Origin of the sequence: Corallococcus exercitus, assembly GCF_042231735.1 — a bacterium.
GTDB classification, from domain to species: domain Bacteria; phylum Myxococcota; class Myxococcia; order Myxococcales; family Myxococcaceae; genus Corallococcus; species Corallococcus exercitus_B.
Genome location: NZ_CP102577.1, coordinates 1,667,838 through 1,688,472, shown reverse-complemented (window position 1 = coordinate 1,688,472; position 20,635 = coordinate 1,667,838). Strand labels below are relative to the sequence as shown.

The following is a 20,635-nucleotide window of genomic DNA, read 5'->3' as shown; positions in this document are numbered from 1 at the left end:
GCTAGGGGTCCGCGTGGCTCTGGCCACGCGCCTCCGCGGTTGTGTGGTTGCGTGATGCGTAGAGCGTGTCCAGCGCCTGCTGCGCGGCGGCCTGCACCGACGGCGTGTCGTGGCCCTGCGCCACCGTGTAGAGGTACGCCTCCGCCTCCGGGCCGCCAATCTCGCCCACCGCGAAGACGATCTCCTGCAGGAAGCCCGAGTCGCGGCCGCGCGCCAGGTCGATGAGCGCCGGCACCGCGCTCTTGGCCTTCATCTCCGCGAGCGCGCCGATGGTGCGGCGCACCTGCTCCGCGTCGCTGGTGTCCTTGAGCCGCTCAATCAGGAGCGGCGCGGCGGCCGGGTGCTTGCGCTCGGCCAGCGTCCGGAGGGCGAACTCCCGCATGCGGGTGTCGGTGGCCCGCAGGTCCGCCACCAGCGCCTCGTCCGTGCGGTCCAACGCGGCCAGCTGCAGCGCCGCGGACTCCGTCACCTGCCGCAGCACGCTCTCCATCGCGGCGCGCATGGCCGTGCGCCGCCCCTCCGCCGAGTCCTCCTCCACGGCCGCCTCACCCAGGCCCACGATCTCGTAGCGCTGGGGCGCGTTGCCGCCGAAGCGCTCCAGGGACAGGTTGGCGCCGACCTCCGCGAAGCTGTGGGGGTTGCCGTCCTTCAGCACCTCGCGGGTGAAGGGGACCTCCAGAGACAGCCGCCAGGGGCGGGCCTTCTTGGGGACCTCTTCGCCCACCAGCTCGAAGCGGCCGGAGGACTGGAGCGCGTCGTCGAACAGGTCCCGCACGCCCTCCGGACCGAAGCCCAGCAGGGCGTTGTCCCGCAAGGTGTCCCCGGCCAGTTCCACCGGCGCCACCGGATAGCGCGGGGCCTGCGAGCGGCAGGCCCCGAGGAACAGCACGCAGGAGGTAAGCAGCAGGGCCGGCTTCATGGCCCCCCCAGGCTAACACTCCCGCGTCCACCGCACCTGATTCCGTGCGGGGATCAGCCCTCCTTGTTGCCCTCGGACGAGCCATCCGTCCCGGGGGCCACCGGCGCCTCGTGCACCTCCGCGGGCTGCGAGGACGCCTCGGCGGCGGCTTCTTCCGGAGGCAGCGCCTGACCGGCGACCGGGGTCACCGCATCGGACGCGGCGTGGGCGGCGGCGGCCCGGGCCCGCGCGGCTTCGTCGGACTCCGGCGGGGCCTGCACCGCTTCGCCCGCCTGCCAGACGTTGCCCACGGCGGGAGGCGCGGCGGCGGCCTCCTCGTGCGCGGGGCTGGCGGACGCGTCCGTGCTCACCGGCAGGGCCTCACCCGCGAGCGCGACCTGCTCACCGGTGACGCTGCCGCCCGGCGACGGCGCGGCGATGGCACCCGAGGAGCCTTCACCCGAGGCGGCGGCCGTGATGCCGCCTGAAGCGCCCTCGCCCTCACCGGAGGCAACCGCCGCCACGGTGGTGGCACCGGACGGCTCCGCGCTGGACGCGGCTTCACCTGAAGCAGCAGTGCCCTCACCCGCGGGCGTGCCCTCCGCTCCGCGCGTGCCACGGCCGCGACGGCCCCGGCGACGGCGGCGGCGGCGCTTGCGCTCGGAGGCGTTGGCGTCGGCGGAGCCGGCTTCGGCGCCCTCCTTGGCTCCACCCACGAAGGCGCTGGCGGCCTCCAGGTCCTCGTCCTCACCCTCGTCGTCGCCCTCCTCGGACTCGTCCTCCTCCGACGCGGGCGTGAACCCGGCGGCGGCCGGCGGCGCGGGGGCCACCGGCGAGGCCTTGGCCTCGGAGCCCTCGGTGCCGGACTGGGCGGCGTCGCGGGCCTCGGCCCGTTCACGCTGGCGGTCGCGGCGGCGCTCGGAGCGATCCGGACGGTCACCGCGCTCGGGACGCTCCGCGCGCTCGGGCTTGTCGGTGGTGGCGGCGACCTCCACCTCGCCACCGCCCTCCTCGCGGGCCTGCTTCTCGCTCTTGCGCTCCTCGCGGCGGCGCTGGGCCTCCTCGGCGTCCAGCTTCGCGGCCTCGAAGAAGCGCTCGTCGATGTCGTACAGTTCCACCTGGGTGACGGTGACGGCCGTCTTGGCCTCCAGGAACTTCTCGCCCAGGGCGTCACCGCACCACAGCATCACCAGCGAGCCATTGGCCTGCGCCTCGGAGCGCGCGTCGCCGCGCACCTCGCCCGCGCTCACCAGCAGGCCCACCTGCGCCGAGTAGTGGCCCAGGTCGCGCCGCAGCTCCTGCACCGTCTTGCGGTCGATGCCCGGCATGCCCTTGAGCATGCGCACCGCGTAGCGCAGCTCCACGCTGCCCTCGCGCTTGCGCGCCGTGAGCAGGGGGCCTTCCTTGGAGCGCTTGGCGACCTTCAGCTCGCGGAAGCCCAGCCCGTGCATCATCTTCACGACGGACTTCTCGAAGGTGCCCACGTCCGCGTCGCCCAGGCGCTTGCGCAGCCCGCGAGCGACCGCCCGGCGCGCGTCCTTGAGGGCCGTGCGCGCGGTGGTGATGAGGGCCTCGTCCACCAGCGGCTCCCCGGCGGCGGCGGGCTTGCCCAGCACCGGGCGGCCCCCCTCCAGCGGGATGCCCAGGGCCTGCGCGAAGGCGGCCTGGAGCTCCAGGGGCGGCGCCTCGCTCGGCGCGCCCGCGCGCTCCAGGGACACCTCCCCGGTCTCCTGGTTGAAGGCGTACTGGGGCCGGCGGCCCGCGTCGATGCGGCGCTGGTTGTCCTCCAGCAGGGCGGTGAGCACCGCCTCCACCGTGGTCTCCTCGGCGCACAGCTCCTTCGCCTTGGCGCGCTCGATGAGCTGATCCGTGCGCAGCCCGGCTTCCGCCTCGCTGAGGATCTCGAACACGACCTCCGGCAGCGGCGGGAAGCGCTTGCGGCGTCCACCCCGCTCCTCGTCGCCCTCGTCCCGGCGGCGCTTGCGCTCCGTGCCCCGGCCCGACGCGCGGACGTTGTCCGTGCGGGGCTCCGGGTGGCGCTCCACCGGCCGCAGCGGAGGCAGCTCCTCCTCCGGGTGCGGCTCCATCACGCCCGTCTGTGCAAGTGCCTCGACGTCCTCGGAGAGCGACCAGTCCGTCAGCGCGAAGGTATCCTTCGCCGTGACAATCACCTTGCGATCCCGCGTCCTCCGCGCCATGGCAGCCAGCCGCGACAGCATCGTCACTTCGGGCGTCTTGCCAATGTGGGACAGCAGGCTCAGCTGGATGGACTTCTCCGTGATTTCAAGGAAATGCAGGGGGCGACCTTCGCTCTCCAGTACCCTGAGCGCGGCCTCGTAAAATGTCATCGAGTATTCCCCAAGAATTCCGAACGGTTACAAAAATGTAGGTCCGTATGGGCGGCGGATGCTAGCCACCGCTAAACTTGCTTGTCAACGAATGTCAATGACCCGGCTCCGCATCGGACACCATTGGAAGCGCGAACCGTCAGCCTCCCCGCTCGATTCCATCGCGCTGGAACTCGACGGCGTGAACCTGCTGTCCGGGGCGGTGGAGGAGCCCCTGGCGGAGGTCGTCCCCGCGCTGGTGGAGGCGGTGGCGGCCCTGCACGCGGGGAAGCGGCGGCTGGCGCAGGTGTCGCTGACGGAGGCGCACCTGGAGCTGGTGTTGCGGCGCGTCGGCCCGGACATCGAGCTGTCGGTGGCGAGCCTGGCCCGGCCCGCCCACCTCTTGCGCCCGCCCATCCGGGTGGACGCCGAGGAGCTGACGAAGGCCACCCGCCAGAGCGGCCAGCGCTTCCTCCAGGACGTGACGAAGCTCGCGCCCCGGGCCCTGTCCGCCGCGGCCGCCCGGAAGCTGGGCGAGGCGCTCCAGGGCCTGGGCAAGGCCGCCCCGCATGCGGAAGAAAGGCCCGTTCCCCCCACCCCGCTGCGGATCGAGCCCGTCTCCGTGCCGGGGTTCGGCTTCGAGCTGAAGGACATCTCCCCCGCCTCGCGCGAGGCGCCGTCGAAGGGCACCTCCGGGGCGCTGGCGCCGCTCTTGGGCGCGGGCGAGGTGTGGCTGGCGCTGCCGGGCCGGCCGCAGGCGTGGCGCGCGCAGGGGCCGCCGTTCCTCACGGTGCTGGAGCTGTCCCGGCAGGCGGTGGAGCTGGCGCGGGCCGTGGAGCTGGGCGAGGCCCGCTTCGAGCTCGAGCCCGCGGGCGTGCGCCCCCTGCTGACGCTGGACCTCCCCGGACGGCGGGCGAAGCTGGGGCCCACCGGCGCCTGGTTCGAGCTGGAGCCCTCGGAGCTGCTGTCCGCCCTCTTCCAGCTGGGCGAGGCGCTGGGGCTGGCGTTCGCGGAGGCGCACCGGGTCCAGGTCTCCAACCCGTACCTCGTGGAGCTGGCGGAGCGCTGCCGCGAGGGGCTGTCGCACCTGAGGGGAGCCCACAAGCCGCCCGAGGCGGAAGGTGAAGCGCGCGAGCGCAAGAGTCCGCCCGCGCGCGCCGAGTCCCGTCCGCTGAAGGTGCCCGGCAAGCTCAAGCGCCTGCGCTTCGAGAAGCTGTGGGAGCAGCGCGGGCTGGAGGAGCCGGAGGAGGCGCGGCTGCTCCTGGGCCGGCACGGACCGGTGTACTGCGCGCCGGGGCTGGCGGGTGCGTTCTCACGCAAGGACGGCGCGCTCTTGTGGCGGCGGGCCGCGTCGCTGGGCGTGGCGGCGTCCGCGGATGGCCACGCGGTGGCGGCGGATGAGACGCGCGTGTACGGCTTCACCGGCCGGGGCGCGGGCGCCCGGTGGCTGCACGACCATGACGGCATCCCCCTGGGGCCGCTGCTCCTGCGCCAGGACGGGCTGCTGCTGACGCTGTCGGAGGACCGCACGGCGGTGGCCTTCGCGGAGGCCTCGGGCCGCGAGGTGTGGCGCCTGGCCCCGCCGCGCACGCAGCGCGGGTGGATGGCCACGCAGGGGCATCGGGCGCTCCTGTCCACGGACTCGGGCTACCTGTACGGCCTGGACCTGGAGGACGGACAGGTGCGCTACCGGCTGCGCTCACCGCTGCCCTTCCATGGGCCTCCGGTGGCGTGGGGCCGGCGCTTCCTGGCGCTCCTGGGGCGCGGCTCGCATCACGCGCTGCTCCTGGCGGACGCGCACACCGGCGAGGCGCAGTGGACCTTCGAGCCGGACCTCACCCTGCCCTCCACGCCGCTACCGGTGGGCCAGCGCGTGCTGCTGGCCGGGATGCGCGACCAGGACGGGTTCCTCGTGTGCCTGGATGCGCGCGGGCGCAAGGTCTGGGAGCGCGCGCTGCACCTGGGGCCCGGGCCCTACGCGCTCGCGCCGCTGCCGCGCGCGGTGGTGGTGACGAGCGCATCCGGGGCCGCCGCCCGCGTGGCCCTGTCCGGACAGGTGGACTGGCTCGTGGGGGCCGCGGGCGAGCCGTTGATCACCGCGCTGCCGGCGCGCACCGCCCGCGATGTGACGCTCATCGCGGGAGAGGTGGTGCGCGCGGTGGATCCGCGGGGCGGACAGGTGCTCGCGGAGGTGCGCGCGGGGGTGGGGCTCGTCGCGCTCCAGGCCGACGTGCGCCTCAACCTGTACTTCCTGGACGACGCCGGCACGCTGTCCGCGTACCGGCTGGGTTCGCACTTCGCCGTCGTGAAATAGAAACCGGAGGTGAAGGGCTACTCGCCCTTCACCTGAGACGAAGGGCTACTCGCCCTTCACCTGAGACGAAGGGCTACTCGCCCTTCTTGGCGGACGCCTTGGCCGGGTCGATCTCCTCCTCCGGCCGCTCCTCCTGCGTGGCGCCTTCCCACGTCTCGTTGGCGCCCAGCTTCCACTCCGACGGCACGTCCAGCTTCCACACGTAGGTGGCGTTGGCGTTGCCGCCGGACGCCGCGTGCGAGGCGACGTTGATGGTCATCTCCAGCTTCGCCACGTCCGCGGGCAGCAGGTCCAGGTCGTAGTGGCCCAGCACCATCTGCGGGGGGAACTCGGCGATGAGGCGCTCGGGGTAGTCGATCTTCATCGACGGATCGCCGCCGCGCATCTCGCCCAGCAGCTTGCCCTTCGCGTCGGTGAGCTTCCACACCGTGTCGAACGCGGCGCTGGTGACCATCTTCTTCACCTTGCCCTCGTCCTTCTCCACGCGCTGCGCGCCCCAGAGCACCAGCTGCAGGCGGATCTGCGGCTTGCCCATCACCATCACCACGTCGTTGGACACCATGTCCAGGCGCATGCCCTTGTCCGTGGCGGTCCACACCGGGCGGTAGCGACCCTCGCGCAGGGAGTCGAACTGCTTGCGCGCGTACTCGTAGAAGGCCTTGCGGTCCGTGGCGCGGTTGTCCTTCTTGTCGCCGCCCGACGCCTCGCGCTGCTCCAGCTCCGCCAGGTAGCTGTCGAACTTCTTGTTGCCGTGGAAGCGGTCCAGGTGGCCGTCGACGTCGTCGAAGTACGCCTTGAAGAAGGACTTCAGCTCGTCCCGGTAGGACGCCTCATCCGGGTTGGTGCGCATCCAGCCCACGCGCTCCAGGTAGACGGACTGGATGCGGCGGAAGTCCGCGTCCCGCTCCGCCTCCAGCGCCCGGGCGGAGGCGGTGCGGTGACTCGCCACCGCGGCGACGATCACCAGGGCGATGACAACGATGATTCCGAAGTAGCGCTTCAAGCGACAGGCTCCTGTGCGTACGGGCAGGCAATGATATGAGCCCCATCATCGTGCCCCAGGCCGAGGGAATCCAACTGTTCACCGTGCCCCTTCCACTGGAGGAAGGGGAGCTGCTGGGAAGCCCCCAGATTGCCTGGCAGGCGTTCGGAAAACCGTCTGATGGCAAAGCGGTGGTGGTGCTGCACGACCTGTCCCATTCCCACCAGGCCTTGAGCACGGAAGTGAACGGCGCGTTCCAACCTTCGGGCTGGGGCCGCGAGCTGATTGGCCCGGGCAAGGCGCTGGATCCGGAGGTGACGCCGGTCATCGTGCCCAATCTGCTGGGCAGCCCGTTCGGATCCACGTCGCCGGTGACGCCGGATCCGCACAGCGGGGCGCCCTGGGGCACGGCGCTGCCGCCCATCACCGTGCTGGACATGGCGCGCGGCGTGTCCGCGCTGCTCAAGGCCCTGGGGCTCACGCACGTGCGGGCGCTGGTGGGGATTGGTCTGGGCGGGCTCGTGGCGCTGCGGCTCGCGGCGCTGTTCCCGGAGCTGGCGGACGGCGTGGTGGTGCTGGGCGCGGCGCGGGCGCTGCCGGAGGGGCTGCGCGAGAAGCTGGGCCTCACGTCGCAGGTGCTGCGCATGGCGCCCGACACCGAGGACACACCTCCCCTGCGCGAGCGCGCGCCGAACCGGACGCTGGCGCGGCTGCGGCTGGACTACCTGAAGCTGCTCTACGGACGCGACCACCTGGGCACGGCGTATCCGGACAGCGCGGCGGCGCAGGCGGCGCTGGAGGCGGAGGCCGCGTCGTTCGCGGACACCTTCGACCCGGTGGCGTGGTCGCTGCTCTGCTCCGCGTACGCGGGCTGCGACCTGACGGAGACGTTCTCGCGGATCCGCGCGCGGGTGCTGCTGCTCGCGGGGGCGACGGACGCGCTGGCCCCGGCGGGCCGCGTGCGGGACACGTACCACCAGCTGACGGCGGCGGGCGTGCAGGCGCGGTTCGTGGAGCTGCAGGGGCCGGGGGACCACGGCACCCTGCTGGCGGACGCGCACCGGCTCAAGGGACCGGTGCAGGACTTCCTGCGCTGGCTGCGCGGCTAGCTAGCGCTGCGACTGGTGCTGGGAGGCGAGCCGCGCCCGGAGCGCGCCCACGAGCATCCCGATGGCGATGTCGTTGTTGCCGCCGTGCGGGATGATGATGTCCGCGTGGTGCTTGGACGGCTCCACGAAGCCCATGTGCATGGGGCGCACGTGGCGCAGGTACTGGCCCACCACGTGGTCGAAGTCGCGGCCGCGGTCCTTGATGTCGCGGGTGAGGCGGCGAAGGATGCGCAGATCGTCGTCCGCGTCGACGTAGATCTTCACGTCCATCTGGTCGCGCACCTCCTTCATGTGCAGCACGAGGATGCCCTCGATGAGGATGATGTCCCCGGGGTCCACGCGGTGCGTGTGCGGCTGGCGGCCGGACGTCACGAAGTCATAGACGGGCTTCTGGATGGCCTGGCCCTGCTTGAGCGCGCGCAGGTGGCTGACGAGCAGCTCCGTGTCGAACGCGTCGGGATGGTCGAAGTTCACCTCCCGCCGGTCCACCAGGGGCATGTCCTTCAGGTCCCGGTAGTACGAGTCCTGATCAATGAAGGCGACCCGGCAGTCGGCGAGGGCCTCACGCACCTTGCGGGCCACCGTGGTCTTGCCGGAAGCGGTGCCGCCCGCGATGCCAACGACGAGGGGTGACGACATGCGGCGGGCAGTACCCCACCAGACAGGTGGGCGCAAGGGTCCGTTGACTCCCCGACACCGCGCGTTGCTTATGCCCGCCGCAAGAGCCCGCGCGCCTGCCCTTCCGCGAGCAGCCACGCGGGCAGGTCCTCCACCGGACGCGGGCCATCCGCGAGCCCCTGAAGCCCCGTGGCCACCTCGGGCGGGAGCGTCAGGACCTCGAAGCCCGTCCCCTTGCGGCGGATGGCGAAGCGCCACGGGCCCGGGCCCGGCCGGGCCGCCACCTGCGCCAGGGCCTCCAGGCCGGACACCTCCAGGGCCCCGCAGGCCCACGCACGGCCGGTGAGGTGACGCCGCAACGCCCGTGCGGCGAAGACGAGCTCCGTCAGGTCCGCGGGGAAGGCGCCCAGGCGGACGTCCTCGGCCAGCGCCACCTGGCCCGGGCCCGGGGCCGGAGGCTCCTGGAGGAAGGCGTGCGGCAGCATCATCTCCAGGGACAGCGCGGCGGCCACCCCGTCCGACGGCGCGGCCATCACGCGCTTGCGCGCCCAGGACGCGAAGGCGTGGGACAGCGACTTGCCCAGCCCGTCGAAGAGGCCCCGGTACTCGCGCGAGCGGGTGAAGGACTCCAGCCCCTCCGGCGTCGCCGTGAGCAAGAGGCGCGTCAGGGGCCAGTCCTTGTCCAGCTGCTCGGCCACCACCGCCAGCCGGAAGTCGCGGTCCGCGCGCGTGCCCTCGGGGTCCTCGTCCTCCGTGGCCGGCGTGACGCCGTGGCCCGCGTCGAACAGCGCCCACGGGCGGCTCTCCCCGGTGAGCGCGGGCACGGGCTCGCGCGACGCGGGGAAGGTGATGGCGGGACGGGACTCCTTCGGCACGAGCGCGCGCAGCCGCCGCAGCGACGCGAGCGCCACCTCCGGCGGATGGCCGTCTCCCTCGAAGGTGACGGCGCGCAGGCGCGGGCAGCGCGGGAGCACCTCCGCCAGCAGCTCGAACAGCTCCTCGCGAACGGGCTGCGTGTGGTCGTCCACGTAGAAGGTCCGCCCTCCCCTGCGCGTCACCACGCCGCCCGCGATGTGGATCTCCACCACCTGCTCCAGCGGGAAGCCGTCCAGGCCCGTGCGCAGGGGCAGCCCCGCGGAGAGCTGGTGGCTGAAGAGGTGGCCCAGGTCCAGCAGCAGCGGCAGGCCCGTGCGCGCGTGCAGCTTCGCCAGGAAGTCCAGCGCATGCAGGCCGCCGCGCGTGGCGAGCACGGCGGGGTTCTCAATCACCAGCGGCACGCTCAAGCCCGCCTGGATGTGGAGCGCGTGCGCCGCGCTGTCCCGCACGCCCGCGTCGTTGAACGGCGGCGTGACGTAGAGGTAGCCCGGGAAGGGCTGGCCGCCCGCGTGCCACCAGCCCACGTCGTTGCCCACCCACGGGCTGCCCACCGCGCGCGCATGCGCATCCAGCTGCGCGAGCGCCGACGCGGGCTCCAGCTCCGGGCCCCACAGGTTCAGGTGCACGGGGTGGAAGAGGACCGGCACCTCCTGGCGCCGGCGCCACATCTCCGGAAAGAGCGTGGCCTGTGCCTTCGCCTCCTCCAGCGCGATGGGCGCGCTGTACTCCACGAAGTCGAAGAGGCCGGGCGAGGCGTCGAGCAACCGGTACGGATGCGGCACGTCCGAGGCGCTCAGGTTGCTGCTCAGCCCCAGCCCCAGCCAGGGCAGTGACCACGAATCCGATGCAGGGCGCGTCATGGGCACACCCTAACCAGCCCGGCTCCGGGTGGCGCTAGCCTTGTGGGGGCGGCCGCTCCAGACGCACGTCCTGGACCGTCAGCACCCGGCCGTCCGCCGCGCGCACCTCCAGCGGCTTCACCGGCTGCCCGTGCGCCTTGTCGAGCACCCGGGTGCGCGGCTCTCCCGCCTCGAAGCAGTGCTGCTGCCCCCACTGGCCCAACGCGACCAGGATGGGAAAGAGGCTCCTCCCCTTCTCCGTCAGCACGTACTCCTGCCAGGCGCTGCCGTCGGAGGCCGGCTGGGTTTCGAGGATGCCGTGCTCCACGAGGTGCCGCAGGCGCTGGGCCAGGATGTTCTTCGCCACGCCCAGGCTCTTCTGGAACTCACCGAAGCGGCGCAGGCCGTACTGCGCATCGCGCACGATGAGCAGCGACCACCAGTCCCCGATGACGTCCAGGGACCGGGCCACCGGGCACATCACCCCTTCCATGCTCGTCCGCTTCATCGCGCCTCCTTCCTCACAACTGGTTGCATAACGAAACCGGGGCTTTTAATCATCCGGCAAGTGGTTTCATGATGAAACCAGATGGACGGGAGGCACTCAGATGCGGCTCAAGGGCAAGACGGCGCTGATCACGGGCGGCAACAGTGGCATCGGGCTGGCGACGGCGCGGCTGTTCGTGGCGGAGGGGGCGCGGGTGGCCATCACCGGACGCAACCAGGAGACGCTGGACGCGGCGGTGAAGGAGCTGGGTCCGAACGTGCTGGCGGTGCAGGCGGACGCCACGGATCCGGCGGCGATGGAGCGCGCGGTGGCGGCGACGGTGGAGCGGTTCGGCGGGCTGGACGTGGTGTTCGCGAACGCGGGCATCGCGGCGCAGACGTTCGTGGGGAAGACGACGCACGAGGCGTTCGCGTCCGTCCTCCAGACCAACGTCACCGGCGTGTTCTTCACGGTGCAGGCCGCGGCGGCGCACCTGAAGCCCGGCGCGTCGGTCATCCTCACCAGCTCGGTGCACAGTGAGCTGGGCATGCCGGGGTACTCGGCCTATGCCGCGAGCAAGGGCGCGCTGAAGGCGATGGCGAGCGTGCTGGCCGCGGAGCTCGCCCCTCGGGGCATCCGCGTCAACGTCGTGTCCCCCGGCGCGACGAACACGCCCATCTGGGAGAAGAACGCCCCCACGCCGGAGGCCTTCGCGAAGATGGAGCGGGGCATGTCCGCCACCATCCCCATGGGGCGCATGGGCCGGCCGGAGGAGATCGCGAGGACGGTGCTCTTTCTCGCATCCGACGATGCGTCCTACGTGAGCGGCCAGGATCTGTTCGTCGACGGTGGCGTCAACGGCGCGGCGCTGGGTGCCCCCTTGTTCCGCACGCCCCAGCCGGTTTGATACCGCCGGGCGAGGACCCGCGGCCGTTCCAGGGCCTCAGCTTTCTGAAGGCGCCTCGGTTTTCCGAGCACGCGGACACGCCCGTGGGACAGCGTCTCGCAGAGGGAGCACGGCGATGGCATCGCCATTGCTCTGCTCGCGGGACACCTCGTCCTACGGAGTCGTCCATGAACACGAACCGGTTGCGGCATCTGTTCTCTCGCGCGCTGCGGGCCTCGCTCGCGACGCCGCTGGTACTGGCGGGCTGTGGCACCGGCAGCACGAACCTGGCGGGGTACTCGAACATCGAGTGCACGCCCCATGGCGAGCCCGCCATCGACGACCTGAGCATCCAGCCGGCGCAGGACTTCATGGAGCTGCGCCAGGTCACGAGCTACGGCAGTGAGCCGGTTACCTACGAGGCCCGGGGCTCCACGGGTGAAGCGTGCGCGACCGCCACCGACGTGCCCGCCTGTCAGACCGCCCTGGCCGAGGCGCGCTCCGGCGACGGCTTCAACGGCGCGTGCATCCAGGTCTGCTCGGACTACTTCCTGGCGACGACTCGCGGTGACGAGGTGAAGACGTGGGCGACGCTGGAGTCGCTCCAGCAGCTGATTGGCACCGTGGACACCGCGCAGGACGCGGCGCTGCTCACCTTCGCCGCGGGCTACCGGCTGAGCTGCGACACGCTGGAGCGAGGGGCCGTGAAGCGCAACCGGGATGGCAGCTTCAATGTCATCGGCACGAAGGGCTTCGCGTGCGGCGAGGGCTCCAACCTGACGCAGCACGTGGTCCGGGTGTCCGCCAACGGCCAGATCCGTGAGATGGAGGACCACGTGCTGGAGAAGGGCACCGGCAACTGCGCCGTGGGCCGCCGGCCCGTGGGGCTCCAGGGCACGGTCGCGGGCGGCTGCGAGGACGCGCTGGGGCACTACTTCGCCCAGACGGCGCACCTGGAGGCCGCGTCCATCCACGCCTTCCTGCGGCTGCGTGAGGAGCTGGCCCTGCACGGCGCGGAGGCGGGCCTCCAGGACGCGGCGCTCGCGAGCGCGGTGGACGAGGTCCTGCACACGGAGATGACGGGACGGCTCGCGCGCCGCTTCGGGGCCACGCCTCCGCCGCCCTCCGTCGCGGCCGTGCCGCCGCGTCCCCTGGACGAGGTGGCGCTGGACAACGCCGTGGAGGGGTGCGTGCGCGAGACGTACGGCGCGCTGGTGGCCCACCACCAGGCCCTGCACGCGCGCGACGCCGAGGTGCGTGAGGCCATGGTCCGCATCGCCGAGGACGAGACGCGGCACGCGGGCCTGTCGTGGGACATCGACCGGTGGGTGCGCTCGCGGCTGTCCGCTCCGGAGCAGGCGGCGCTGCGCGAGGCCCAGCAGCGCGCGGTGGCCCTGCTGCGCGCGGAGGTCGCGGTGCCGCTCGACGCCGCGCTCGTCACCGAGGCGGGACTGCCCACGCCGGAGGTCGCGCTGGCGCTGCTCGACACGCTGGAGCAGGAGCTGTGGGCCTGATCAGGTCGTCGGCTTGTTGCGCGTGGCGGCTTCGCGCGCGGCTTCGAGCACGTCGTCCACCGCGGACTCCACCGCGTCGCTGACCAGCTCCGGCGCGGAGGTGCGCCAGCGCTCCAGCGACGCTTCATGCATTGCCTCCGGATCCTGGAGCCGCGCGTCCGTCTCCGGAGCCACCTCCGCGATGCAATCCGGGCACACACCTTCGAGCGCCCGCGACCACACCTCCAGGTGCGTGGTGATGAGCACGCCCTCCATGGCCAGGGCCTCGCGCAGGCCCCGCTGGCCCGCGCCGCGCATCTGCGTCCCGTGCACGCGGTCCAGCATGGTCCGCATCCAGGAGGCCACCGCCTCCGGCTTCGGACAGGTCTGCCTGCCGCACACCCGGCACGTCGTCTGCCAGGGCTGTCCTTCCATGGGGTTCATGTCGCTCGCTTTAGCAGGGCCCCTCCCCTGGCGCACGTAGACGTGGGCCTCCGTGATTGCGGAGAATCCGACTCCCCTGACCCACCTGGAGGCAGCCCCATGTCCCGAGCCGAGATCGACGAATCGCACGCGCAGTTCCGTGGAGCCTGGAGGCTGTTCGCGCTGGGCCTGCCCGGTGGGGAGGTCGTGGAGCGGGCGGACGTGTTCATCACGGCGGGCAACGTGACGTGGTCCCTGATGAACATGGCGTTCCTGACGCGGCCGGTGGAGACGGAGGCGGAGCTGGAGCGCGCGGTGGACTCGGCCGCGCGCTACTTCGCGCAGGGCCCCCACGGCTGGGCCTTCACGCTGACGCCGGACTGGCTGGCCCCGGCGCTGCGGGAACGGGCGGATGCGCTGCTCGCCTCGCGAGGGCTCAAGCCGGGGATGCTCACGACGGGCATGGTGGCGGACCAGCTGCGGGAGCCGGTGCGGCCCCTGGCGCCGCTCGAGCTCCGGGAGGTGCGGGACGAATGGGGGCGCAATGCGATCGCGGACGTGAACTCCTCCAGCTATGACGTGCCGCAGGCGCTGGGGCGGGAAGCCCTGGCCGCGCCAGGCATCTACGGCCCCGAGTGCCGGGCCTTCGTCGGCTGCCACGACGGCGCTCCGGCGACGACCACGGCGGCGCTGCGCGTGGACGGCATCGTCTACATCGCGCTCGTGGCGACGCTCGCGGAGCACCGCCGCCAGGGGGCCGCGGAGATCGTGTTGCGACGCACGCTGGAAGAAGCGAAGCGCGCGTGGGGGCTTGAGCGCACGGTGCTGCATGCCACGGCCGCCGGCGCGCCCGTCTACCGCCGCATGGGCTACCGCGACGTGACCAGCTTCTGCTCGTACTTCGCGCCCGCGAAGGAGGCGTGAAGCCTCGCGCCCGGCCCTGGGCCCTCCAGGGTTCGAGCTCGGCTCGGGAGTCGCGTGTCGCATGGGGCTCCAGCTCGCATGACGGTGTTCCCACGCTGGACGGGAACACCCACGACCGGGAACAATCCGCGCTCCGATGGAGCCCCCCGCATCCCCTGAGCGCGCCGAACCACGAGTCCCGGGGCCGCGCGCGGCGTGGGCCGTCGTGGGGGGCGCGCTCGGGCTGACGTGCCTGTTCTTCTACCGGGCCGTCTTCAGCGCGCAGGTCTTCACCGGGCGGGACATGCTGCTCGTCTACGCGCCGCTGCGCCGCTACTGGGCGGAGCGCGTGGCCAGTGGCGACTTCCCGGGCTGGTACCCCTTCGACGGCCTGGGCCAGTCCTTCCCGGGGACGATGCTGTCCGCCGCGTTCCATCCGTCGCAGTGGCTGGGGCTCGTGATGTCCACCGGCACGGCGATGAAGCTCACCGTGCTGCTGTGCCCGCCGCTCGCGCTCGTGGGCACGTACGCGCTCCTGCGCCTGTACGCGGTGCCTCGGGCCGGGGCGTTCTTCGCGGGGCTCGCGTTCGCGTTCAGCGGCTACATGGTGAGCCTCACCAGCAGCCTCGCGTACCTGATGGCGGGCGCCACCCTGCCCTTCGCGCTCTGGGCCGCGGTCCGCTTCCTTCGGGAGGCGACGCCCGCCCGCGCCGCCGTCGCCGCGCTGGGCCTGGGCGGCGTGCTGCTGGCGGGCGACACCTGGACCTATGCGTTCGCGAACGCGTTCGTGCTGTTCCTCGCGCTGACGGAAACCGGGCCTCGCGCGGTCCTCGTGCGGCGGGGGCTGGGGCTCGTGGCCCTGGGCGCGGGAGTGGCCGCGCCGCAGCTGTTCGCGGGCGTGGCGGTGTTCGCGGGTGGCGCTCCGGGCGCGAGCTCCGTCGAGGACGCGCTGCGCTGGTCGGTGGATCCGCTGCGCCTGCCGGAGTTGCTGCTCGGGCCGTTCCTGGCGAATCCCGCCGTGGAGCGCGCCGTGCCGGAGGAGATCGTCAAACCGCTCCTGCGCACCGGCGGCTTCTCCACGCTGTGGTCGGAGTCGCTGTTCATCGGCGTGCCGGTGTTCGTGCTCGCCGTCGCGGGGCTGCGCTTCATCCCCTTCCGCCGCCAGGCGCCGTTCGTCGCGGCGTGGACCGCGCTGCTAGCGCTGGCACTGGGCTCCGCCCTGCCCTTCTACGCGCTGCTCTACCGCGTGCTGCCGCTGTGGCGGCCGTTCCGGTACCCGGAGAAGCTGGTCGTGCATCTGACCCTGGGCCTCGCGCTGCTCGCGGGGTTCGGGTGGAAGGCCGTCGTGGCCTCGCCGGAGCGCATGCGGTGGACGGCTCGCGCGGCCGGGGTCCTCGCGGCCCTCCTCGCCCTCGTGGCGATCGCGGAACGCTCGGCGGGCGCGTGGTCGCATGCGTTCGTGCTCACGCGCTGGCCCCAGGTTCCGGCGGCGACGCTGGACACGCTCTCCCATGCGTTCAGCACCGCGGGCTTCATCGCGGCGGGCCTCGCGGTGGGCTGCGCGCTCGTCCTGCCCGGCCTCGCGGAGTCCCGCCCGCGCATGGCCGTGCTGATGGCGCTGCAGCTGGGCGCGGCCTTCACGGCGAATGAGCCGCTGACCCTCCTCGGCACCGAGGAACTGCTCGACAGCCCGCCGCCGTTCATCGAGACCGTGAAGGCCTGGGCCGACCGGACCGGAACCTCCGTCCCCCGGGTGTCGTCGCGCATCCAGCGCTTCCGCCTGCCGCGCTTCGAAGGCTTCGAGTACCAGGACAGCGTCGCGCTCATGTCACGGGCCATGCTGGTCCCGGACAGCCCAGCGCTGTGGGGCGTCGGCACCGCGGAGGCCTACCTCCCCGCCGCGAGCCCGCGCGTGCTGCACCTCCAGGACGCCACCCCCGGCCTCTTCACCGAGCTGTTGCCCGTCTACGGCGTTCGCTTCAGCGCCTACACCCCGGCGGACCACGACGCCCTGAAACACACTCCCGGCACCGTCGTGGCGAAGGATCCCGCCTTCGAGCTGCTGCTGGTGGAACACCCGGGCGCGCGGCCGCGCCTGTCCCTGGCGAAGCCCCGGTGCGTCGCGGACGCGGCGGCGGCGCTCGACCTGCTGCGCGATGCGGCCTTCCGAACCAGCGCGCAGGCCGCGGTGGAGTGCGGCGACCCGGCCCTCTCCCGCACCAGCGACGCGCCCCTGGAGGGCCACCTCCGCGTCGAACAGGACGCGCCCGAACACCTCGTCGTGAACGTGGACGCCTCCGAGGACGCGGTGCTGCTGATCAACGACGCATGGCAGCCCGGCTGGACGGCGTTCGTCGATGGCGCCCCCGCGCGCCTGCTCCCCGCCAACGTGGCGGCGCGCGCCGTGCCCACCCCTCGGGGTTCGCACCGCGTCGAGCTGCGCTACCGGGCGCCGGGCGTGCTGCCAGGCGTCTGCCTCTGCGCCGTGACCTGCCTGGGACTCGTCGTGGCTGAAGCCCTGCGCCGACGCGGATTTCCCCGGAAGACCGGACCCGTCACGGGAGTTGGGAGCTGACCCCGCGCGTCAACGCCGCGCGGCCGTTCCCGAAGGGTCGTCCACTCAACGCTGCCTGAATCCGCCCCCGGGCCCCGGGGTTTGGACCGGCGTCCCCGCTGCCTAGCTTGCCCCCACCCCCCCACCCCGGACCTTCACCGTGGCGACTCCTCTTCGCACCGACGTGCGTCGTTCCACCTTCGCGCTCCTGGGCGCGCTCCTCGTCCTGACCTCCGCCTCCGCGCATGCGCAGTCCACGCCCACGCCGCTGGAGGACAACCGCACCATCACGCTGGGCTACATCGACATCGCGTATGAGCTGGGCGGCATCATCGACCCCACGCTGCAACCCGGTGGCACCAGCAGCGCGCGTCCCAACTGGTTCACCTTCGCGCCGCACGCGTCCCAGGCCGGCGGCAAGGGCATGTACAGCGCGGCGCTCGCGCGGCACTTCATCGACACCGCGCGGCTGCAGCCCTCGCTGTCGCTGACGAACGCGCTGGACCGGCTGGGGCTGGGCGGCGTGGTGCGGCTGCGGCTGCAGGACCTGTCCCTCCAGCTCATCGCGCAGGGCCTGACCACGGACGCGGCCACGGCCCTCAGCGTGCTGACCAGCTCGCTCAACGTCGCGGCGCTCGCGGACACGCGCACCCTGCTGGCCACCGCGTCGCGCATGGGCGCGATGTACTGGAGCGCTCCGGGCGTGACTCCGCTCGACAAGGTGGAGGTCATCGTCATCACGCTGGAGCGCACGCTCCACGAGGGCAACCTCGCCATCTTCAACGACATCGGCGGTTCGGCGCGCCTGTACCTGGACTGGCGCGCGGCCGCGACGGGGCCCATCACGCCCGCGCGCGTGCTCACCGAGTTCACGCTCGTGGACGCCTACAATACCGAGGCGCAGCAGGCGTATGCCTGGGCCGTCGCGCACGCGGAGGACTCGCCGCGCCCCACCCGCATGGACCTCATCTTCCCGGGCATGCACTGGAAGAGCCTGCTCATCGCCGCGTTCGCCCTCTACGAGGACGCCCGGCTGGCACCCACGCCCGCGCGCCGCGACGCGCTCGTCGCCATGGGCACCAACTTCGTCGCCTGGCGCGAACAGCATGACCAGGCCCAGCCCGTCTTCACGCCCGCGGGCTCGCCCACGGACGAGGTGTCCCGCGCGGCCGTGCTCCAGGCGCTGACGCCGTTCCTGATGACGGACTTCGGCACGGTGCGCTGGACCTACGCGGACTACGCCTACGCCCAGCCGGACCGCGACGGAAACCTGCTCACCTCTCCCCCGTGCGAGTACAGCTGGGCGGACTTCTGGGACCGGTGGAACGGCATCCTCTTCGCGTTCGACCAGGCCTACACCCGGCCCACCGAGCTGTGGGTCATGCCTGAACCCCTCACGGATCCGCTGGGCTGACAGACGGCCTGAATGGGCCCCGCGCTCGCTTGACGGGCGCGGGGGCCGTGCGGGAGCGTGCACACCCGATGAGTCCCCTCCCCGGTGGTCCGTTCGAACCCGTCCGCCACGCCTCCAAGGACGACCCGTCCTCGCCGGACGCGGCCTCCGCGCGCATGCCGAAGGATGCCCACCTGCCCCCGCTTCCGGCCGACGAGGCCAGCATGTCCGCGCAGACCCGCCTGCAGGTCCTGCGGGAGATGATGGCCGAGGCGTTCCTGGCGCTCGACGCGCAGGGAACCATCCATGAGCTCAACCACCGCGCCGCGTCCCTGCTGGGCCTGCCGTACGGCACCTGCGAGGGCATGACGCCGTGGGCGGCGCAGCCGATGCTGGCCGGCACGACGCTGCACGAGCGGCTGCTGGACGCGCTCACCACGCGCGAGCCCGCGCGGTTCCTGTCGGAGCTGCCGTCGGGCGTCTGGCTGGAGCTGTCCGTGCGGCCGGTGGGCGGAGAGACGTGGGTGCTGGCCACGGACATCACCCGCCGCCAGCGCGCGGAGAACGAGGTCGCGCGCACCGAGGAGCGCTTCCGCCAGCTGGGCGAGCGGTTCCAGGTGGCACTGGAGTCCGCGCAGATGGCGGTCTGGGAGACGAACCTCGTCACCGGGCAGGTGTTCCGCTCGGAGGGGCATGACCGGCTCTACGGCTACCCGCAGCCGCTGGAGGAGTGGACGCACGAGCGGTTCCTGGCGTCGCTGCACCCGGACGACCGGCCGGCGGTGGAAGCGCAGGTGTCGGCCATCTTCCACAACGACGTGCTGTCGTACTCCTCCACCTTCCGCACGCACTGGCCGGACAACACGTGGCACTGGCTCATCAGCCGGTCGCGCGTCATCCGCGACGCGAACGGCAAGGTGATGGTGGTGCGCGGCGCCATCCTGGACATCACCGCGCTGAAGGAGACGGAGGAGGCGCTGCAGGAGGCGGTGCGCACGCGCGACGACTTCCTGTCGGTGGCGAGCCACGAGCTGCGCACGCCGCTCACGTCGCTGCGCCTCCAGGTGGACCTGCTGCGCCGCATGTCCGAGAACAAGGGCGACGAGCCCGTGGGCTCGGAGAAGGTCACGGTGCGGCTGGACGCGGCGGACCGGCAGCTCAAGCGGCTGGCGGCGCTCTTGGACAACCTGCTGGACGTGAGCCGCATCCGCACGGGCAAGCTGGACTTCGAGCTGGCGAGCGGCGACCTGGCGCCGCTGGTGCACGACCTGGTGGCGCGCTTCGAGGACGAGGCGAAGCAGGCCGGGGTGGCGCTGGACGCGCGCGTGGAGGGGCCGGCGCCGTGCCGGTTCGACAAGCTCCGGATGGAGCAGGTGGTGAGCAACCTCATCGCCAATGCGCTGCGCTACGGCCAGGGCACGCCGGTGCAGGTGTCGCTGCGCCGGCAGGACGGGCAGCTGCGGCTGACGGTGCGGGACGGCGGTCCGGGAGTCCCCGTCGCAGAGCGCGAGCGCATCTTCCAGCGCTTCGCCCAGGTCCAGGGCTCCGCGCGCACGGGAGGCCTGGGGCTGGGGCTCTACATCGTGCAGCAGATATTGGAAGCCCACGGCGGCCACGTCTGGGTGGAGGACGCGCCCGGCGGTGGCGCGGCGTTCGTGGTGACGCTGCCGGTGGACGGGGCGTAGGCGCGGCGTCAGCGTCGGATGAACGTCACAGCCCCTCAGCCGAAGCGTGCGCGGAAGGTGCTCAGGTTGGGCCCCCTTCCATCGCGCTCGTACACCGCGAACACCACGCGGCTGAACGCGCCCGCCATCGTGGACAGCCCTCGCGCGAAGGCCTCCGCCACGTCGCGCGGGTTGTTGCGGAACGCGCCGCAGCCCCAGGCCCCCAGGATGATCGTGCGGTGTCCGTGGTGCGCCGCCACCTGCAACACCTTGAGCGCCCGCGCGAAGAGCACGTCCCGCACCTGCTGCGCGACCTCCGGGTCCCCCATCGGCAGCTGCTTCGCGTTGGGCGCGGGCGCCGTGAGCAGCGACACGGGGAAGGGACGCTCCAAGAGGTCGTGGTGCTCGTTGCGGAAGAACGGCACGTCCGGCGAGTAGATGAAGTGATCCGTGTACAGCGGCGAGCGCAGCTTGCGGTTCACGTCGTAGTACTCCGGCCACTTCAGCAGGCACGGGTACAGCGCCGAGCACCGCGCCAGGTCCTCCTCCTGCGCCTTCGCGCCCGTGAGGAAGCCTCCGCCCGGGTTCACCGCCGACGCGAAGTTGAGCGCCAGCACCCGCCGCTCCCCCTCCTGCTCCACCAGCCGGCGCGCGGCGTCGCCCGTCTTCTCCGGCGTCACCTCGATGGTGAAGCCCGGCACCGGAGAAGGCCGCGTGAGGGGGTCGAAGTCACCGGGGCGCACCAGCACGGTGCCTTCGACCGCGCGCGACACCGCGTCGCGAATGGACACCTCCCGCCCGGACAGCGGCACGTACGTGCCCTGCTCCAGGATGTGAAGGGTCTCGTCCGCGACGCGGTTCAGCGACAT

General features: G+C 72.5%; 16 protein-coding genes. 8 read left to right on the top strand and 8 right to left on the bottom strand.

Annotated elements, in window-relative coordinates; all coding sequences use genetic code 11:
• Window position 1 precedes the first annotated feature (1 nt).
• Together NR792_RS06290 and NR792_RS06285 are read right to left on the bottom strand one after the other, a co-directional pair.
• The gene (locus NR792_RS06290) at window positions 2-919 is read right to left on the bottom strand and encodes a HEAT repeat domain-containing protein (RefSeq protein ID WP_375759157.1); all 918 of its coding nucleotides are present in this window, start codon (window positions 917-919) and stop codon (window positions 2-4) included.
• 53 nt (window positions 920-972) lie between these two features.
• Window positions 973-3,246 carry an HTH domain-containing protein gene (locus NR792_RS06285; protein WP_375759156.1) on the bottom strand — a complete coding sequence of 758 codons (2,274 nt, stop codon included), beginning with the start codon at window positions 3,244-3,246 and terminating at the stop codon, window positions 973-975.
• A 97-nt stretch (window positions 3,247-3,343) separates the two neighbouring features.
• On the opposite strand from NR792_RS06285, the gene NR792_RS06280 reads away from it, so the two are divergent.
• Window positions 3,344-5,539, top strand: coding sequence for a PQQ-binding-like beta-propeller repeat protein (locus NR792_RS06280; RefSeq protein WP_375759155.1), 2,196 nt, complete (start codon window positions 3,344-3,346; stop codon window positions 5,537-5,539).
• Between the two features lie 73 nt (window positions 5,540-5,612).
• Here NR792_RS06280 and NR792_RS06275 read toward each other — a convergent pair whose 3' ends face one another.
• Entirely contained in the window at window positions 5,613-6,542 is a 930-nt protein-coding gene (locus NR792_RS06275; protein ID WP_375759154.1) for a hypothetical protein, read from the bottom strand.
• 35 nt (window positions 6,543-6,577) lie between these two features.
• On the opposite strand from NR792_RS06275, the gene NR792_RS06270 reads away from it, so the two are divergent.
• A complete protein-coding gene (locus NR792_RS06270; RefSeq protein WP_375759153.1) occupies window positions 6,578-7,630 on the top strand; it encodes an alpha/beta fold hydrolase in 1,053 nt (350 codons plus the stop codon).
• Here NR792_RS06270 and udk read toward each other — a convergent pair whose 3' ends face one another.
• The 3 genes from udk to NR792_RS06255 form a co-directional block, all read right to left on the bottom strand.
• A complete protein-coding gene (gene udk / locus NR792_RS06265) occupies window positions 7,631-8,269 on the bottom strand; it encodes a uridine kinase (RefSeq protein WP_207056494.1) in 639 nt (212 codons plus the stop codon).
• 68 nt (window positions 8,270-8,337) lie between these two features.
• The gene (locus tag NR792_RS06260; protein WP_375759152.1) at window positions 8,338-9,984 is read right to left on the bottom strand and encodes a DUF692 family multinuclear iron-containing protein; all 1,647 of its coding nucleotides are present in this window, start codon (window positions 9,982-9,984) and stop codon (window positions 8,338-8,340) included.
• A 34-nt stretch (window positions 9,985-10,018) separates the two neighbouring features.
• Window positions 10,019-10,471, bottom strand: a complete 453-nt coding sequence (locus tag NR792_RS06255) for a winged helix-turn-helix transcriptional regulator (protein ID WP_375759151.1) — start codon at window positions 10,469-10,471, stop codon at window positions 10,019-10,021.
• A 100-nt stretch (window positions 10,472-10,571) separates the two neighbouring features.
• Between NR792_RS06255 and NR792_RS06250 the strand changes: the two genes are divergently transcribed.
• Window positions 10,572-11,357 carry an SDR family NAD(P)-dependent oxidoreductase gene (locus NR792_RS06250; protein WP_375759150.1) on the top strand — a complete coding sequence of 262 codons (786 nt, stop codon included), beginning with the start codon at window positions 10,572-10,574 and terminating at the stop codon, window positions 11,355-11,357.
• A gap of 167 nt (window positions 11,358-11,524) precedes the next feature.
• Window positions 11,525-12,850, top strand: coding sequence for a ferritin-like domain-containing protein (locus tag NR792_RS06245; protein WP_375759149.1), 1,326 nt, complete (start codon window positions 11,525-11,527; stop codon window positions 12,848-12,850).
• On the opposite strand, the gene NR792_RS06240 is transcribed toward NR792_RS06245, so the two are convergent.
• Window positions 12,851-13,273 carry a hypothetical protein gene (locus tag NR792_RS06240; protein ID WP_375759148.1) on the bottom strand — a complete coding sequence of 141 codons (423 nt, stop codon included), beginning with the start codon at window positions 13,271-13,273 and terminating at the stop codon, window positions 12,851-12,853. It lies immediately after the preceding gene.
• Between the two features lie 99 nt (window positions 13,274-13,372).
• Here NR792_RS06240 and NR792_RS06235 point away from each other — a divergent pair, with 99 nt between their 5' ends.
• The 4 genes from NR792_RS06235 (at window position 13,373) to NR792_RS06220 (ending at window position 19,787) form a co-directional block, all read left to right on the top strand.
• The gene (locus tag NR792_RS06235; protein ID WP_375759147.1) at window positions 13,373-14,176 is read left to right on the top strand and encodes a GNAT family N-acetyltransferase; all 804 of its coding nucleotides are present in this window, start codon (window positions 13,373-13,375) and stop codon (window positions 14,174-14,176) included.
• Between the two features lie 205 nt (window positions 14,177-14,381).
• Window positions 14,382-16,730 (top strand): hypothetical protein, encoded by a 2,349-nt coding sequence (locus NR792_RS06230; protein WP_375759146.1) that lies wholly within the window; start codon window positions 14,382-14,384, stop codon window positions 16,728-16,730.
• A 139-nt stretch (window positions 16,731-16,869) separates the two neighbouring features.
• The gene (locus NR792_RS06225; protein WP_375759145.1) at window positions 16,870-18,123 is read left to right on the top strand and encodes a hypothetical protein; all 1,254 of its coding nucleotides are present in this window, start codon (window positions 16,870-16,872) and stop codon (window positions 18,121-18,123) included.
• Between the two features lie 68 nt (window positions 18,124-18,191).
• Complete coding sequence (locus NR792_RS06220) at window positions 18,192-19,787, top strand: ATP-binding protein (protein WP_375759144.1); 1,596 nt, start codon at window positions 18,192-18,194, stop codon at window positions 19,785-19,787.
• Between the two features lie 35 nt (window positions 19,788-19,822).
• Here NR792_RS06220 and NR792_RS06215 read toward each other — a convergent pair whose 3' ends face one another.
• The gene (locus NR792_RS06215) at window positions 19,823-20,635 is read right to left on the bottom strand and encodes a TIGR02452 family protein (protein WP_375759143.1); all 813 of its coding nucleotides are present in this window, start codon (window positions 20,633-20,635) and stop codon (window positions 19,823-19,825) included.

What these genes read in the sequence shown, in the direction of transcription:
- udk (WP_207056494.1), bottom strand. Translation starts at nt 8,269, where the DNA reads ATGTCGTCACCCCTCGTCGTTGGCATCGCGGGCGGCACCGCTTCCGGC.
- NR792_RS06260 (WP_375759152.1), bottom strand. Translation starts at nt 9,984, where the DNA reads ATGACGCGCCCTGCATCGGATTCGTGGTCACTGCCCTGGCTGGGGCTG.
- NR792_RS06245 (WP_375759149.1), top strand. Translation starts at nt 11,525, where the DNA reads ATGAACACGAACCGGTTGCGGCATCTGTTCTCTCGCGCGCTGCGGGCC.
- NR792_RS06220 (WP_375759144.1), top strand. Translation starts at nt 18,192, where the DNA reads ATGAGTCCCCTCCCCGGTGGTCCGTTCGAACCCGTCCGCCACGCCTCC.
- NR792_RS06280 (WP_375759155.1), top strand. Translation starts at nt 3,344, where the DNA reads ATGACCCGGCTCCGCATCGGACACCATTGGAAGCGCGAACCGTCAGCC.
- NR792_RS06290 (WP_375759157.1), bottom strand. Translation starts at nt 919, where the DNA reads ATGAAGCCGGCCCTGCTGCTTACCTCCTGCGTGCTGTTCCTCGGGGCC.
- NR792_RS06255 (WP_375759151.1), bottom strand. Translation starts at nt 10,471, where the DNA reads ATGAAGCGGACGAGCATGGAAGGGGTGATGTGCCCGGTGGCCCGGTCC.
- NR792_RS06215 (WP_375759143.1), bottom strand. Translation starts at nt 20,635, where the DNA reads ATGTCGCTGAACCGCGTCGCGGACGAGACCCTTCACATCCTGGAGCAG.
- NR792_RS06270 (WP_375759153.1), top strand. Translation starts at nt 6,578, where the DNA reads ATGAGCCCCATCATCGTGCCCCAGGCCGAGGGAATCCAACTGTTCACC.
- NR792_RS06240 (WP_375759148.1), bottom strand. Translation starts at nt 13,273, where the DNA reads ATGAACCCCATGGAAGGACAGCCCTGGCAGACGACGTGCCGGGTGTGC.
- NR792_RS06250 (WP_375759150.1), top strand. Translation starts at nt 10,572, where the DNA reads ATGCGGCTCAAGGGCAAGACGGCGCTGATCACGGGCGGCAACAGTGGC.
- NR792_RS06285 (WP_375759156.1), bottom strand. Translation starts at nt 3,246, where the DNA reads ATGACATTTTACGAGGCCGCGCTCAGGGTACTGGAGAGCGAAGGTCGC.
- NR792_RS06235 (WP_375759147.1), top strand. Translation starts at nt 13,373, where the DNA reads ATGTCCCGAGCCGAGATCGACGAATCGCACGCGCAGTTCCGTGGAGCC.